The 13,424-nt window shown below is 48.2% G+C and carries 13 protein-coding genes; 2 read left to right on the forward strand and 11 right to left on the reverse strand.

Annotated features, from left to right (window positions below):
* Positions 1 to 142: 142 nt before the first annotated feature.
* The gene (locus ABXS75_16365) at positions 143 to 1,441 is read right to left on the reverse strand and encodes an ABC transporter substrate-binding protein (GenBank protein ID XCP84604.1); all 1,299 of its coding nucleotides are present in this window, start codon (positions 1,439 to 1,441) and stop codon (positions 143 to 145) included.
* 201 nt (positions 1,442 to 1,642) lie between these two features.
* On the opposite strand from ABXS75_16365, the gene ABXS75_16370 reads away from it, so the two are divergent.
* Positions 1,643 to 2,560: an AraC family transcriptional regulator gene (locus ABXS75_16370; protein ID XCP84605.1), complete on the forward strand. Its 918-nt coding sequence runs from the start codon at positions 1,643 to 1,645 to the stop codon at positions 2,558 to 2,560.
* A 14-nt stretch (positions 2,561 to 2,574) separates the two neighbouring features.
* Here the strand turns inward: ABXS75_16370 and gnpA are convergent, their stop codons facing one another.
* Together gnpA and ABXS75_16380 are read right to left on the reverse strand one after the other, a co-directional pair.
* Positions 2,575 to 4,737, reverse strand: coding sequence for a 1,3-beta-galactosyl-N-acetylhexosamine phosphorylase (gene gnpA / locus ABXS75_16375; GenBank protein ID XCP84606.1), 2,163 nt, complete (start codon positions 4,735 to 4,737; stop codon positions 2,575 to 2,577).
* Positions 4,738 to 4,768: 31 nt separating this feature from the next.
* Positions 4,769 to 5,437: a carbohydrate-binding family 9-like protein gene (locus tag ABXS75_16380; protein XCP84607.1), complete on the reverse strand. Its 669-nt coding sequence runs from the start codon at positions 5,435 to 5,437 to the stop codon at positions 4,769 to 4,771.
* A 328-nt stretch (positions 5,438 to 5,765) separates the two neighbouring features.
* On the opposite strand from ABXS75_16380, the gene ABXS75_16385 reads away from it, so the two are divergent.
* Positions 5,766 to 5,969 carry a cold shock domain-containing protein gene (locus ABXS75_16385; protein ID XCP84608.1) on the forward strand — a complete coding sequence of 68 codons (204 nt, stop codon included), beginning with the start codon at positions 5,766 to 5,768 and terminating at the stop codon, positions 5,967 to 5,969.
* Positions 5,970 to 6,087: 118 nt separating this feature from the next.
* On the opposite strand, the gene ABXS75_16390 is transcribed toward ABXS75_16385, so the two are convergent.
* From ABXS75_16390 to ABXS75_16425, 8 genes are all read right to left on the reverse strand, one after another.
* Complete coding sequence (locus tag ABXS75_16390; protein XCP84609.1) at positions 6,088 to 6,882, reverse strand: class I SAM-dependent methyltransferase; 795 nt, start codon at positions 6,880 to 6,882, stop codon at positions 6,088 to 6,090.
* A gap of 12 nt (positions 6,883 to 6,894) precedes the next feature.
* Positions 6,895 to 7,356 carry a C-GCAxxG-C-C family protein gene (locus ABXS75_16395; protein XCP84610.1) on the reverse strand — a complete coding sequence of 154 codons (462 nt, stop codon included), beginning with the start codon at positions 7,354 to 7,356 and terminating at the stop codon, positions 6,895 to 6,897.
* Positions 7,357 to 7,612: 256 nt separating this feature from the next.
* Entirely contained in the window at positions 7,613 to 8,887 is a 1,275-nt protein-coding gene (locus ABXS75_16400; protein XCP84611.1) for a S41 family peptidase, read from the reverse strand.
* Between the two features lie 52 nt (positions 8,888 to 8,939).
* The gene (gene lepB, locus ABXS75_16405; GenBank protein XCP84612.1) at positions 8,940 to 9,542 is read right to left on the reverse strand and encodes a signal peptidase I; all 603 of its coding nucleotides are present in this window, start codon (positions 9,540 to 9,542) and stop codon (positions 8,940 to 8,942) included.
* A complete protein-coding gene (locus tag ABXS75_16410; GenBank protein XCP84613.1) occupies positions 9,469 to 9,804 on the reverse strand; it encodes a DNA repair protein in 336 nt (111 codons plus the stop codon). The genes lepB and ABXS75_16410 overlap by 74 nt, the downstream gene beginning before the upstream one ends.
* 613 nt (positions 9,805 to 10,417) lie before the next feature.
* A complete protein-coding gene (locus ABXS75_16415; protein ID XCP84614.1) occupies positions 10,418 to 11,476 on the reverse strand; it encodes a hypothetical protein in 1,059 nt (352 codons plus the stop codon).
* Between the two features lie 18 nt (positions 11,477 to 11,494).
* On the reverse strand, positions 11,495 to 12,610 hold the full coding sequence (locus ABXS75_16420; protein XCP84615.1) for a hypothetical protein: 1,116 nt from the start codon (positions 12,608 to 12,610) through the stop codon (positions 11,495 to 11,497).
* Positions 12,603 to 13,415: a hypothetical protein gene (locus ABXS75_16425; protein ID XCP84616.1), complete on the reverse strand. Its 813-nt coding sequence runs from the start codon at positions 13,413 to 13,415 to the stop codon at positions 12,603 to 12,605. The genes ABXS75_16420 and ABXS75_16425 overlap by 8 nt, the downstream gene beginning before the upstream one ends.
* Positions 13,416 to 13,424 lie beyond the last annotated feature (9 nt).

The following is a 13,424-nucleotide window of genomic DNA, read 5'->3' on the forward strand; positions in this document are numbered from 1 at the left end:
TCCTACGCACCATGAATACCGGGATGAACGTCCACTGGACGTTCACTTAGGCATGCCTGGCAATTAAAAATATGGCGGCAGCGTTTTCATACCGTCCTGCCGCCATATTCATAATTCTTCTACTTGGCAGTGCCGGTTACTATTATTGACCTGCTGCCTTCTTCATTGCTGCAACGAATCCTGCTGCGTCAAGCTTGCCGCCTGCAAGTTCAAGTGTGCTCTCTGACAATGTCGGTGTAAGGTCGTTGTTGCTCTCAACGCCTGCTGCCCAATCATAATAGGTAGTTGTTGAATTGAACGGTCCACTAACTTCCTTCAATTCTGCCGGCCAGTCGGTGTTTGACTTATCAGTCGGGATACACAGAGCCTGCTCTGTCATCTTCTTATCGAACTCGCCTGTTGTAATGTAAGTAATCAGTTCAAACGCCTGCTCAGCCATCTTGGAATCTTTGTTGATACCAAATACCTGGTTTGCAATGTTGTTTGCAGTGTTGTCATCGGTTCCGTTCGGAACTGACGGATAGTTGAAGTATCCCCATTCAAGATCTGATGCTACAGACTCTTTTGCTTCGTTCGGAAGCCAAGAACCACAGATTACCATTGCTGCATCGCCAGGAGCGAATTCCTGATTCTGTCCTGTCGGATATGCGTTAGTAGCGATATTTGCTGAGAAATATCCTTTAGAAGCGAAATCTGCAAAGCTCTCTGCTGCTGCAAGTACTCTCTCATCATCCCAGGTAACTGTTACGCCGTTAACTTCCTTGCCTGTAACAAGAGACTTAACGCCATCCTGTCCGATGTACCTTGCAAGATGATATCCGATGAAGGATGTCATATAAGCGTCATCTGCGGTAATCGGTGTGATGCCTGCTTTTTTTAATTTAGCACAAGCCGCATCAAGCTCTTCCCATGTCTGCGGAGCTGCTTCAACGCCGGCCTTAGCAAATAAGGTCTTGTTGTAGAAGAAACCAAAGATAGACGGCTGATACGGAATAGTATGTAAGGTTGCATCTCCGTCATGAGTCTGGCCATATGCATTACGAGCAATTGCAAACAGGATTTCATTACCATACTTGCTCTCGTAATCTTTTGCAAGTTCTTCCAGATCCAACAGGTAAGCGCCCCATGTACCATTTACACGGTTAACATCTTCATCGAAAAGGTCGATCTGCTGTTTTGCATCAAGTGCCGGCTGAAGACCTTCTCTCTGTCCATTACGTCCCTTGAACTGTAAGTCAACCTCAACGCCGGTGTCTTCCGTATACTTGGCAACTGCTTCTTTGATAACGTTGGCCTGCGGCTCGTTCTCACTCCACATAGCCCAGTACACCAGCTTGTCGCCGCCCTTGCTGTCTCCATCACCGGATTTTCCACCGCATCCAACCAGTGTGGCAGCAATCATTGCTACGCATAATAATGCGCACATGAACTTCTTTTTCATAACTTTTTACCTCCTTAATGTAATTTAACTTTATAGTTATTCTAGTACAAAGTTGCACAAAAATCTTTATCATATCCTCCCCTTAATTTGCACTATATTCGTAAAAATATTGCTTTTTAACAAAAATCAGGTTATAATATTGTATAATATAACCAAAAGCCATTTTTACCATATTTACCGTCTGAAAAAGGAGGGCGCCTAGTGGGTTATAAAGGAACGCTTTTTAAGAATTCTATATCCGTAGGAAAAATATACAGTATCCACTATTTTGAATATATGAGTGACTTTTCTTTTGAGGGAGAATCTCATAATTTCTGGGAGTTTATTTTCGTAGACAAAGGAGAAGTGAAAGTAACTGCCGGTATGAACCAGCTCGTGCTGAAAAAGGGCGAGATTGCTTTCCATCAGCCCAATGAGTTCCACGATGTCAATGCGAACGGAACCGTCGCGCCGAATCTGGTCGTCATCTCGTTCGACTGCAATGACAAGGCAATGGATTTCTTCCGGAAACGCGTCCTTCACATTGACGAGACCGGACGGGAGCTTCTGGCAAATATCATCATAGAGGCACGGCGCTGTTTCGACTGCCGGCTTGACGATCCCTATTTGCAGAATATGCCGCAGAAGGAGCCGGATATGTTCGGAGCTGAGCAGCTGATCCTCATCTACCTGGAACATTTTCTGATTCATATGTTCCGCAAATATTCGACCCCTCTTCCTCAGCATAAATACCCTCCCAAGTACGAGAATTCCAAATCCATCAAGAGAAAAAGCGACACGGAGATTTTCAACCGGGTAACCAATTATCTGGAAAGGCGACTGGATTCTTCCGTCACCATCGATCAGATTTGCCGGGATAACCTGGTCGGGCGCTCCCAGCTCCAGAAAATATTTAAAGAGCGCTCCGATCAGGGGATCATCGAATATTTTTCTGCTATGAAGATCAGTGCCGCCAAGGAAATGATCCGGACGAAACACCTGAACTTTACTCAGATTTCCGAACAGCTTGGCTACTCCTCGATCCATTATTTTTCCCGTCAATTCAAGAGTGTGACGGGTATGACGCCTTCCGAGTATGCGTCCTCCGTGAAGGCAATGGCGGAAAGAGTCCGCGAATGACCGAGATGCCCTATTTACACTTTATACCAGATAATTTCATTCGCTTTCAGATCTACATCAAATTTTGTTCCGTCGCCTTTATATATGGTGGTCTTCTGCGGTTCATAGGTGTTGTTTACCACGCAGTATTTTCCATTTTCCACATATGCGTGAACTTCCACATTATAATTCGTGCTGTACCAGCGATACAGCTCTTCCTCCGAACTGGAAGCCCAGAGTATCGCACGATACAGGAGCCGGCTGTTCTCAAAGCTGTACGGAAGTCCGCTGATGTAGACGCTGCGGCCTTCTCCGAATTCATTGACGGCAAGCTGTACCTCCTGATCGATCTGCCCCAGGATCGTAGCGTCCGCCAGTGCAAAAATATTCTTCTTACCCTCGCCGAAATCGATCTCTCCCTTGCAATCCTCAGTGATAAAATGCTCATGCTCTTCCCAGTTATACTTATCCACATTCAAAGTGAAGCCGGTCTCTTTTTCCACGCCCAGCACATTTGCGAGCTGGAAAAATCTACCCTGCCACTGATATGCCGTCGGCTCACCCACGCCGATAAAGCCGCCGCCCTGGTAGATGAAACGCTTGATCGCCGTCAGTACCGCCTCGTCCTTCCAGTTCTCTCCTCCGGTATATGCAGTGTAGGCATCTCCCACATTCAGAATCACATCTATATCGTCCAGAACTTTCGGATTCTCTCTGATATCGTCAAAGGAGATGTATACCACGTCGAAGGGAGCTCCGCTCAGCGCTTCTATAATCCCGGCGTAGGAATAATTCTGTTTATGGTAAATCGCATGGTGCACCATATGATTCCCCCATGCACGCATCTTGCCCCAGCTATTAAGAACTGCCACCTTCTTGACGCAGTAGGGAACGGTTCCCTTGATATTGTCGTACAGGGTGCGGAATTCCTCACACACCTCTTCCACATAATCGATGAACTCCGGAAATTCCATTGCCAGCTTCAGGTAGCCGCCGTAGCCGATCCGGTCGATCGGTTTTCTAAGAATCGCTCTTCTTGCCGTCACCCAATTCACCTTCGCCTCCCTCACGGGATCGCCGCCCTCGTGGAAGGTATCCGGGAAGAAATACGGAAGGAAACGGCCCTCGATGTATTTTACTCCTTCAATATCACTGAGCAGCCGAAGGGTCGCACCATTTCCCACACTACCCACAACTGCGTCAAGGCCGATCGTCTTGAATTCATCCATGAAAGGCTCCATACCGATCCAGTGGTCACCCAGGAACATCATCGCCTCTTTCCCGCACTCATGGGTAAGATTCACCATCTCTTTGGCGAGCTTTGCCACCTCCCGTCTCTGGAACGCCTGGAAATCACGGAATTCTTTTGTCGGTACACGATAGGTATTGTTCATATAGCCCTGGTCGATAATGTATTCAGGGCGGAACTTATATCCGGCTTCCTTCTCAAACTGCTCCAGAATATAAGGGCTTACCGATGCGGAATACCCATACCAGTCCACGTATTTTTCTCTGGCAAACTCGTCAAAGATCAAAGTAAACTGGTGGAAAAATGTCGTATAACGGATCACATCTATATGCGGATTATCCTGAATATAATTTTTCAAACGCTCCATGGAATACGCCTTCGTCTTCGGCTGGCGCACATCAAAGGTGATCTGCTTCTCCACGTCCTTCCAGCCGTTGGTCACTGCGTTATACATATGTACCGGGTCCCACATGATATAGGCCAGAAAGCTTACCGTGTAATCATGAAACGGCTTCACGCCCGGAATCGTCACGTTGCCCGTCTCCTCGTTATATTCCCAGTCCTCGGCAGGCAGCGGCTCCCCTGTCGTGCGGTCCATGACCTCCCACCATCTTTTGATGTCATCACGGGAATTCACCGCCAGCATATCCGGATACAGATGATTCATCAAATGAATCTCAAGCGGTTCGTCCTTAGCAGTATAAAACGGAGTCATGACGTACATCTGCTGAATCTCGTCCGGATTCGCCTTCGCCCATGCATTGTCTTTTCTCGTCGTATAGTAGGTCGAATATACCTTCGCATCTACCTTTCGCAATGCCTCCGGATACTCCGTTCCGTCACAATCACGGATTGCATCTGCTCCCCAGCGTTCCATCAGTTCCAGAGTTTCCGGAACCACATCTACATCCGTTGGAATCGTTACACGTCCTTTTCTGTGTTCGTTCATCTTTTTCTCCCTTTCTTTTCTCTATTCATTCTTAAACCTCGCAGAACTGTGCTTCGGCAAAAAATTCCGGCCTGTGGAAATCCGGCGTATCCGTGTCTACCAAAGCATAGGAGGCATAATGCTCTATTTCCTTCGTCTCGGATATCTTATAAAAATTGCACCGAAAAAAAGTGCCCGGGCCAAACTTTAATGGTCCATACACATTTTCCAGAATCACAAACGGAATACACAGGCTGACGCTCCACCTTTCTTCCTCGATCCGCGCCTTACATGCGAACTTCCTGCATTCCTCTTCTGTAAAATAAACCCGGTCCGTTCGCCCCTTCCCGTAAGCTGCCAGCAGCGCTCCATTCGCATTCATCTCAAAATTCAGATATATCTGCTCCCCTGCTTCCTTCCGGCCGCCAAACTGGAAAAAAGCTTCTACTGCGCTGTCCCGATACACCGGCTCCTGGTCATTCTGATAGCGTCTCAGCGGATCTTTCTCCTCACACACCAGTTCAAGATAAAGAGCTTTCCCCGGTACATATCCAAGATATCCATAGGTCCTGGGAATCTCTTTGGTCCCCCACAGCAAATGACCGATCCGAAATGCCGCGGCAGCTTCCAGCTCCCAGGGCCCCTTGATCTTCTGCACTTGCAGCCCCATGATCCGTCCCTCCTCCTTTCCTCTTCCGTTCCACATCGGATCCATGTTCATTGACTTTCCTCTGAGTATATCAATTTCGCAAATGGTTGTAAAGCGGTTAATTTGCCCTGCGGCCCTGTTTTGTCTAAAATTCTATTCTGAATTCCGCCCCTATTCCGAATGTACTTTCCTGACGCTGTAAAAACATTTTCAAAAAAAAGAAATGATATCTTGATTTTTAACACTCTTCATGCTATACTGATTCAAGTGTTTTGGATAAGATATAGATTTTCACGTATTTTTGTAAATCATCAATATCCACTGGGCTGATGATTTACAAAAATACGTGATTTTTTCTTTTTTTACCCGTATCACAATCTATATGAAGGAGGTAATCCTTATGAACAAAGGTACTGTAAAATGGTTCAACGCTCAGAAGGGCTATGGATTCATCACAAACGCAGAGACCAATGAAGATATCTTCGTACATTTCTCCGGAATTTCCGGCGAAGGTTTCAAGACTCTTGAGGAAGGTCAGAACGTGACTTTCGACATCACAGAGGGTAATCGTGGTCTTCAGGCAGTGAATGTAACTGTAGCATAATTGACCAAAGACAGCGAGAGGCGGCTTATGCTAACCTCTTATAAGATAAGACGGGTAGGAATGAGGGCGTTCAGCTTTTCATTCAGATATGCTTAAGCACCTAAAAGGGCAGATGCGTTCATCGCACCTGCCCTTTTTTCAATATATCCACTGTATGCGCTCCTGCCCCCATCAGCTCCGGGCGTTCGCAGGTAGTAAAATGATACTGCATGAAAGTCCGGAAGGTTTCCTCGTCCATGGCATTTAACACCGGCCGCATATAATTTGCCGGGCCGTCTGCCGAAATGATCTGTATACGTGACAGTCCCGCCGCCTGATTGTACGCCTCGATGTCCTCCATTCTGACATAATCGTACAGATCCTCCGGCTCCGATAAGACATGAAAATTCTCCGTCAGCTTCCCCTTTTCTATAGATTCCAGCATATGATCTTCCTTAAAGCCATAGGTGAGCACGCTGTATTCGTTCATACAATACGCCACAAAGATAACTCCTTCCGGCCTTGCGACCCGCTTCGCCTCACAGAGGGCTTTTACTTTATCCTCAAAGGTGTACAGGTGGTACATCGGTCCGAAAAGCAGGACCACATCAAAGGTATCCTCCGGGAATCGGCTAAGATCCAGCGCATTCCCCTGGTAAGCCTTCACGCTGCTGTGCTTGGTCTTTAAAATTCCCAGATTATATTTTACCAGTTCCACCGCCGTCACATCATGCCCTTCCCCAGAGAGCGACACGGAATACCTTCCGGTCCCTGCCCCGATATCAAGGATCTGCGCCGGGCGATCCTCTGGCAGATATCGGTGGATATACCGCATGGACGTCAGGAATTCCACCTGACCGTGACGACTGTTCAGGCGTTTTTCCTCATTAAATTTGTTGTAGTATTTTTCCAATTCTGTCTGCTGTTTTGCCATAATCTCTACCTGTTAATGATGCTCCTCATGAAATTCCTGCAGAAAATTATCCAAGATTTCTGCCGCATCGCGGACTGCGCTGATGCATGGGCGGCTGCGATAATACTCCTCCGTGCGGACAGCCGGCTCCGGCAGATCCTCTCCCTGCTTTAATTTCAGCATATCGCGGCAAATGATCGTTCCCTGCCTTCTCTCGAATTCCGCCGCCAGTTCCTGAACGATGTGGTAGAGGGCGATCTTCCCCTCTCTGTCAGTCGGTTCGCCGTAGCCTGCCACATATCCAACTACCATAGTCATACCACTGACCGCGCCGCACACCTCGCGGAGCTTGCCAAATCCTGCCCCAAAGGGACTGGCATGGCGCATGGCCGTCTTAAGCTCCAGTCCCGTCACATCGGTAAATGCTCCGAAAACGGACTGGCAACAGTTGTATCCTTCCCGAAATAGTTGTTCTGCTCTATCTGCTCTTGTCATATTGTACTCCTCTAAATGTATTCAAAGCTTCTTATCTGATATTATACATTATACTCATTTCCAGTCAATGATCCAATGGCCTTTTACAGAAATACAATTTCTTTTGCACCTGTACATGCTCTGATATCCCGTTCCGTCTTTTTATAGAAATCTCGGAATTGTATGTGGGATTCTTCGCCTACGGCGAATCGCTTCAGCGACAAAAAACGCCCTAAGCAAAATGCCCAGGGCGAACTATACATATCCCAACACTCCTTTATCTCAATAATTCCAGCGCAACCTGCAAGGAATCCTCCCCGTAAGGCACTTCCACATCCGGCCGCAGTTGTTTCTGGTCCGCCTCCGCATCAGGCCGTGTCCAACGTCTGCAGGACACATACCCGCTTAGCTCTGTATTGGGTAGTTTAAATGGAAGAATGTCGCCATAGGCACTTGGGCTGTTGCTGCTCCCCTGTCCAACGACGCGTCCCAGTTTTCCGTCCTGCACCCATACGCAGAGCATATTCGCGGAACTATACGTCCACTCATCTGATAGCACAATAAGGTCCACATCTGGATTTGCTACCGCGTCTGATGCATTACCGTCAAATTCCTCCACTTGTGAAACGCTATAGTCTTCATAGTACTCAGGGTACGTTTGCTTTGCAAGCTCTGACACGCGAACCACCATACCAAAACTCGGCGGGGTCATCTGCATGGCCTGCAAGATCTGCCCACAGGCTGCGGAATTTCCTCCTGGATTCCCCCGTACATCGTAGATGACTTTCACCGTTCCCTTCGCGACCGCCTCATTAAGAGCCTCACAGACCTCTTCCAAATTCGGATCCTCGACATCGCACTGGTCCTGATCAATATAAAAGACATCACCTATCATCTTCCAGGAAAGATTTTCCGTCTCTTCTGCGCCTTCATTGGAATCCTTTCTCTTCACCCACTCCACTTTTCTGTCGCTTCCGTCATCTAATGACAGGATAAGCTTACTGTCAAAATCGCACTTTACGCCCGCGCGCTCCAGATAATACACTAATCGTGATCGCGATCGATACATGAGATTCACCGCGGATTCATTTTCCATCGTACAGTACTCTTCAATCGTCCGAAAAACATCCTGAACGTCAACGCCGCCGATTTTCTGCACCTTTCTTTCCGTCGGTTTTCCATTTTCATCGCACAAATACAGGGCCTTTCCATCGGAATACCACTCTACTTTGAGCACATAATCCCCCAATACCTCCGATTCGTCCAAAAATATGTGCCCGTCTTTCAGAGAACAGCAGTATTTTAAACAGATTTCATAAAATTCCTCTTGGTTCTTGACCACTTTCGCCGCTTTCAAATATGCGGCTTTTGCCTCCTTATATCCTTCCGGTATATCATCCAGAACGAAACACGGGTGGGTATTCTCCATAGTCTCAACCAGATACTTGGCGTCCTGCTCATAAATACTCGGCTTATTGTCAAAACTACAACCTGCAAGCAATATCATAGCCACTATGAGTGGCAGGCTTCTTTTCACTATATTCTTTCTCATAAAAACCTCGTTGGTCCCTTCATTTTCGGTTCCCCGATTCGTTCCCGTGCCTTCATTGTCTGTTCCGGGAATATTCCAATACTCCCATCCGGTTTAACGGCCAGACAAGGAAAAATATTTTGCCTATAATTTGTTCCTGGGCTATACATCCCACAGCAGTATTTCGGGAATCCACTGATGTGGCCCGATGGTCCCCCATAACAAAATATCTGTCATCCGGAACCTGATAAGGTAATCTAATATTACAGTCGCCCAACGCTTTTTCTGTGAGGTATGGTTCCTCCAGCCGGGTCTCGTTAACATAGACCGTACCGTTCTCGTCAATATCGATCCAGTCCCCGGGACCGCAAATGATCCGCTTTACCAAAACCTTGTTGTTATGGTAAAAGGCGGCAACGTCACCAGGTCCAAGCTCCGAGGTCTTTAACGTAAGAACAATCTCCCCGTCCTGTAATGTGGGAGTCATGGAAGTGCCGCTGATCTGCAGCACCGGTAACCATAGTGTCGCTATCAGAATGGCGATAGCCGCCACGACAATCAGGGCGTAGACCGTGCTGCGCAGTGCAGAACGATAGCGGCGCTTATATTTCACCCGTTTCAGTTCGGCCCTCAATTGAGAGGCAGTCGGCATCTCCTGAATCCTGTTTTTCTTCATGCTGTCCTCCCCCTTCACCGCTGAGCCGCTGAATATTTTCCAGATATTGCGCGGCAGCGGCCTCTGCCGCCTGAAACACACCGTTTAACTGCATAGCCGCTTCCGCAATGGAGCCGGCCTTGTCAATCATGATCTGTCTGTTGTCAAGCTGCGTCTGCATCTCCTCAATCTGTAGTTTCAGTTTTTCATTTTCCTCCACCTGCACAAGAAGCATTTCCAATAGCTCTGCGCGGCTTAAACGCCTTAATTCTTTATCCGTCATACTAATCTCCCTGCCGCAACTGTATATTCGTTACAGCTATACATCTATTAATAGGAAAAAACAAGATTCGCATATTAAAAAAACCAGTACTTCTGCTGGTCCTAAATCTCAACGCTCCTGCCGACATCCACGGATCTTCTTATATACATTGTTTCAATATTCGCCGCCCTTTGACAGGTTCGTATATTCCTATCCTTTTGTAAATTTGCTACATGATTTGTGTTATGTAATACCTTATAAACAAAACATTATAAATTTTGTTCTGGTTATATTAATATCATATGAGTAACTGCCTGGTTTGTCAAGGAAATGGCCATGAATTGGCCATGAATTTTGGGGCTTTTCTCGAATTGGCGCATAAAATTAAAACCTTGTTGGTTGTTTTCCCAAAAGGTTTTGTTTCATATTGTTCAAATGCGCGTTATCAGTTGCATATTTATCGTTTTCTTCTATGATTTTTCGTGGTATTTGTTGTTTCCATCGTAATCTCCTCCTGAAAGTTCATTTGCCTGTTTTTTTAAACTATCGGCATATATTTATACTATTCAATCTTTCAGGAGGAAATCAAAAAATTTTTTAAAAACATATTCTCATTCTTATGCGGTATGAGTTTTCACCTTGCAGCTGCTTTATACCGGCCCTGCGTCCGTTTTTCTCCTTTGAGATAAACGTCGTAATACCACTTCAGAAATTCACCATATATACGCTCTTCCGCCTCTTTTCGGGCTTTTACGGCATCCTTGATTTCTGTATAGGAACCAAGATAGTACGTTTTCCCTTTAAATGTGATCTGTGCCGCCCATTTTCCGCTTTCTCTTTTCCTGTAAACACCGCTATAACCGCTTGAATTGGTACTGATCAGACGATGGCTGCAACTGGCTTCCAGCATCGTAACGGACGTGCCATCGACCAGCTTCAGGTTCTCTCTAAATACGGTTTTCTGACGACAGCCACAGCTTTTCGTATGCCCTAGAAGCAGATTGTTCTGCCGGACCACCGTTTCGTTTCCGCATTTGCACCGGCAGCGCCAGAAATAGGTTCCCTCCCGGTTGCCATCGTAGGCCACGACTGTCAGATCCCCGAACTGTCTTCCTAAAATATCCTTCGCCGGTGGATTTCCCAGACAGCCGCAGCTTTTCGTCTTTCCGCTCTGCAAAGCGGTCTGACCTACAACTGTCTGATTTCCACAATCACAAATACACAGCCAACGATGAAGTCCTCCCCATTTTCCCGCATACTTCTGCACTACGAGTTTTCCAAACCGTTTCCCGACAAAGTCTTTCAGAGGTGGTCTGCTCAGGCAGCCACAGCTTTTCCGGTAGCCGGCTCTGAGCTGGTGGAGGGGTGTATCCACCTCTCCTCCGCAGTCGCACCTGCAATGCCAGATCAGACTTCCGTCTCTTCCCCGCCCTCCGGTGGGATAGAGCGCCGTCAGTTTTCCGAACTTCTGGCCGGTAATGTCCCGCTGACCGGGCTTTACCGCTGTTTCACAGCCACAGTCCCGGACTGTGCCACGCTGGAGTGTTCTGGTATCCAGGCAGATACTCCCACCGCATTCACAGGTGCAGCGCCATACCTTATATCCGTTTTTCCGCTCCGGGGTCGCCTCTTTGACAGTCAACTTGCCAATGCAGAACCCTGGTTCGATCTGAGATTTTTTGCTTCCTTTCATTTCTTCTATCCCTTCATATCAGAGAGATTTTCTTTTCTTTATCAGCAATCCGATCAGCACGAGGAGTAGTATGGCTGCCGCTCCCCCAACTCCTACAAAAACGGGCAAACGACTCGCCTCTGCTGTACCTTCCTTGCTATTCTTCTCGGAATCGCTCAGATCCAGATTACTCATCGGAGTTTCCTCGTCATCCAGATCATGAAGACTGGCTGGCACCTCTTCATCTTCAATGGTCGTGGTACCACCTTCATCGGTTCCTTCGTTTTCTGTTCCCGTACCCTCATTATTTGTTTCAGGAGTCGTTCCTGTTCCCCCATCACCGGTCGTTCCCGGAGTCGTTGTTCCGGTCTGGTTCTCGCCCTGTTGCGGGGTCTGAGGCGCCACCGGCTCGGTCGTAGTCTGTTCCACATTTCTCGTATATTCAAATACCCAGGCGTTCTCCTGCCCGCGTCTTAGTGTACCCGTTATTGCTTTGTAAACCGGCGTATACCCTTCAAAATACGGCGCGGACACCACCGGTTTTTCTCCGGCTACCCCATAGAAGGTCTGTGCTTCGCTCCCCGGCACCGGATTTGCCGTCCCTGCCAGCACATAGCTGACCGTATACGGGACCATCTTCCCCGGAACTCCATAGGTCACGACGAAGGTCCGGTCGCTCGTCACTGTATAGATCCGGCTCGGGCTGGTCGTGTTCTCCTTGTCAAACGCCTCACTGTTGTCACGTCCGCTCCGCCTGGTTCCCGTTGGCTGGTATTTTCCGCCGTCCTCCGGGTTCAGGTTAATCGCCCCGTTCGTGCTGGACACGTTGATGCTGATCGTGTCCCCGTAATGCAGGCCGGACACCACAATCGTATCCGCTCCCTGAAGCGACGCCTTTCCGGCTCCGGATACACAGCCGGTCCCGTTGAAGGTTCCTTTGTCTCCAGAATAGATCATTACTTTATAGGTAGTCTCATAATCATCTGCCGCTTTGGTCTCCATAGGCCCAAACTGGGTCACTGCAAGAACTACCGCGCAGACCGCTGCAAAGCCTTTCGCAAATCCTTTCCCCGGAGCCCCTTTCAGAAGACCTTTCCGCAGTTGTCCTCCTGCTCTCTGGTCGAGACGGCCTTTTTGTAATACTTCCTTACTCATACGTTCTTCGGCCTCCCTTCCTGTTCGCTCCCCTTTTCCTCTTCTTTTCCTCTTCACCGCGCTTCTTCAGACGCAGGAACACCAGCACGATGCATACGATCCCTGCAACGAGCGCCATGATGGAGAACAACATCACATGGGACGTGTCTCCCGTCTTCGGCGTTGTGACCACATTCCGGTTGGTGTTCGGCGTTGCCGGCGTATTGACAAGCTCCGCTGCAAACCCGAGCTCCACTCTCGCCAGGGTATCCTGGTAGTTATTTCCCTGGGTCTCCCCGTCCAGTCCGATCTTCAGTGTCAGCTGCGCCTTCGCACCTGCCTCCAATGTATCCAGATAAATATATTCCTCATCATCCAGCGCCACGGTCGCCTGCTCAAGACCCTTATTTCCGTCTACTACAGAGCCTTCACCACTCTCCTCGCTTCCGCCGACTGCCTCGCTGTCATATAGCACCCGCGTCTCCTTCGGGCCGATGTAAGTCAGCACGTAGGTGTACGCTCCGCCTTCCGCGATGGACTGCTGGCTCTCCAGCGTCTGCAGCACCTCATTCCTCATGTACCATGCTGTTGTATCTGAAGAACTGTTCCGAAGACTCACCTGAAAAGCCATGGTGTCCCCCGGCTGCAGGTCATTCCTTGCCTCATCCGTGATTCCCCTGGCCGTAAAGCTGTCGGTCATCTTATGGTTCTTCGTGAACTCCACCCAGTTGTCCTGGCTGCTGGTCATATCCTCCGCGCACACACTCCACGGAATCATCAGGAAGATCAGCAGCATGGCGGTCAGACATCTCATACATTTTCTCATACCCTATCC

It is taken from the genome of Roseburia hominis, assembly GCA_040702975.1.
GTDB classification, from domain to species: Bacteria; Bacillota; Clostridia; order Lachnospirales; family Lachnospiraceae; genus Allocoprococcus; species Allocoprococcus hominis_A.

Excerpts from the sequence above, each read along its gene's own strand:
- ABXS75_16410 (XCP84613.1), bottom strand. The coding sequence starts at position 9,804 with ATGACGGATAAAGAATTAAGGCGTTTAAGCCGCGCAGAGCTATTGGAA.
- ABXS75_16415 (XCP84614.1), bottom strand. The coding sequence starts at position 11,476 with ATGAAAGGAAGCAAAAAATCTCAGATCGAACCAGGGTTCTGCATTGGC.
- gnpA (XCP84606.1), bottom strand. The coding sequence starts at position 4,737 with ATGAACGAACACAGAAAAGGACGTGTAACGATTCCAACGGATGTAGAT.
- ABXS75_16425 (XCP84616.1), bottom strand. The coding sequence starts at position 13,415 with ATGAGAAAATGTATGAGATGTCTGACCGCCATGCTGCTGATCTTCCTG.
- ABXS75_16365 (XCP84604.1), bottom strand. The coding sequence starts at position 1,441 with ATGAAAAAGAAGTTCATGTGCGCATTATTATGCGTAGCAATGATTGCT.
- ABXS75_16400 (XCP84611.1), bottom strand. The coding sequence starts at position 8,887 with ATGAGAAAGAATATAGTGAAAAGAAGCCTGCCACTCATAGTGGCTATG.
- ABXS75_16420 (XCP84615.1), bottom strand. The coding sequence starts at position 12,610 with ATGAGTAAGGAAGTATTACAAAAAGGCCGTCTCGACCAGAGAGCAGGA.
- ABXS75_16390 (XCP84609.1), bottom strand. The coding sequence starts at position 6,882 with ATGGCAAAACAGCAGACAGAATTGGAAAAATACTACAACAAATTTAAT.
- ABXS75_16380 (XCP84607.1), bottom strand. The coding sequence starts at position 5,437 with ATGAACATGGATCCGATGTGGAACGGAAGAGGAAAGGAGGAGGGACGG.
- lepB (XCP84612.1), bottom strand. The coding sequence starts at position 9,542 with ATGAAGAAAAACAGGATTCAGGAGATGCCGACTGCCTCTCAATTGAGG.
- ABXS75_16395 (XCP84610.1), bottom strand. The coding sequence starts at position 7,356 with ATGACAAGAGCAGATAGAGCAGAACAACTATTTCGGGAAGGATACAAC.
- ABXS75_16385 (XCP84608.1), top strand. The coding sequence starts at position 5,766 with ATGAACAAAGGTACTGTAAAATGGTTCAACGCTCAGAAGGGCTATGGA.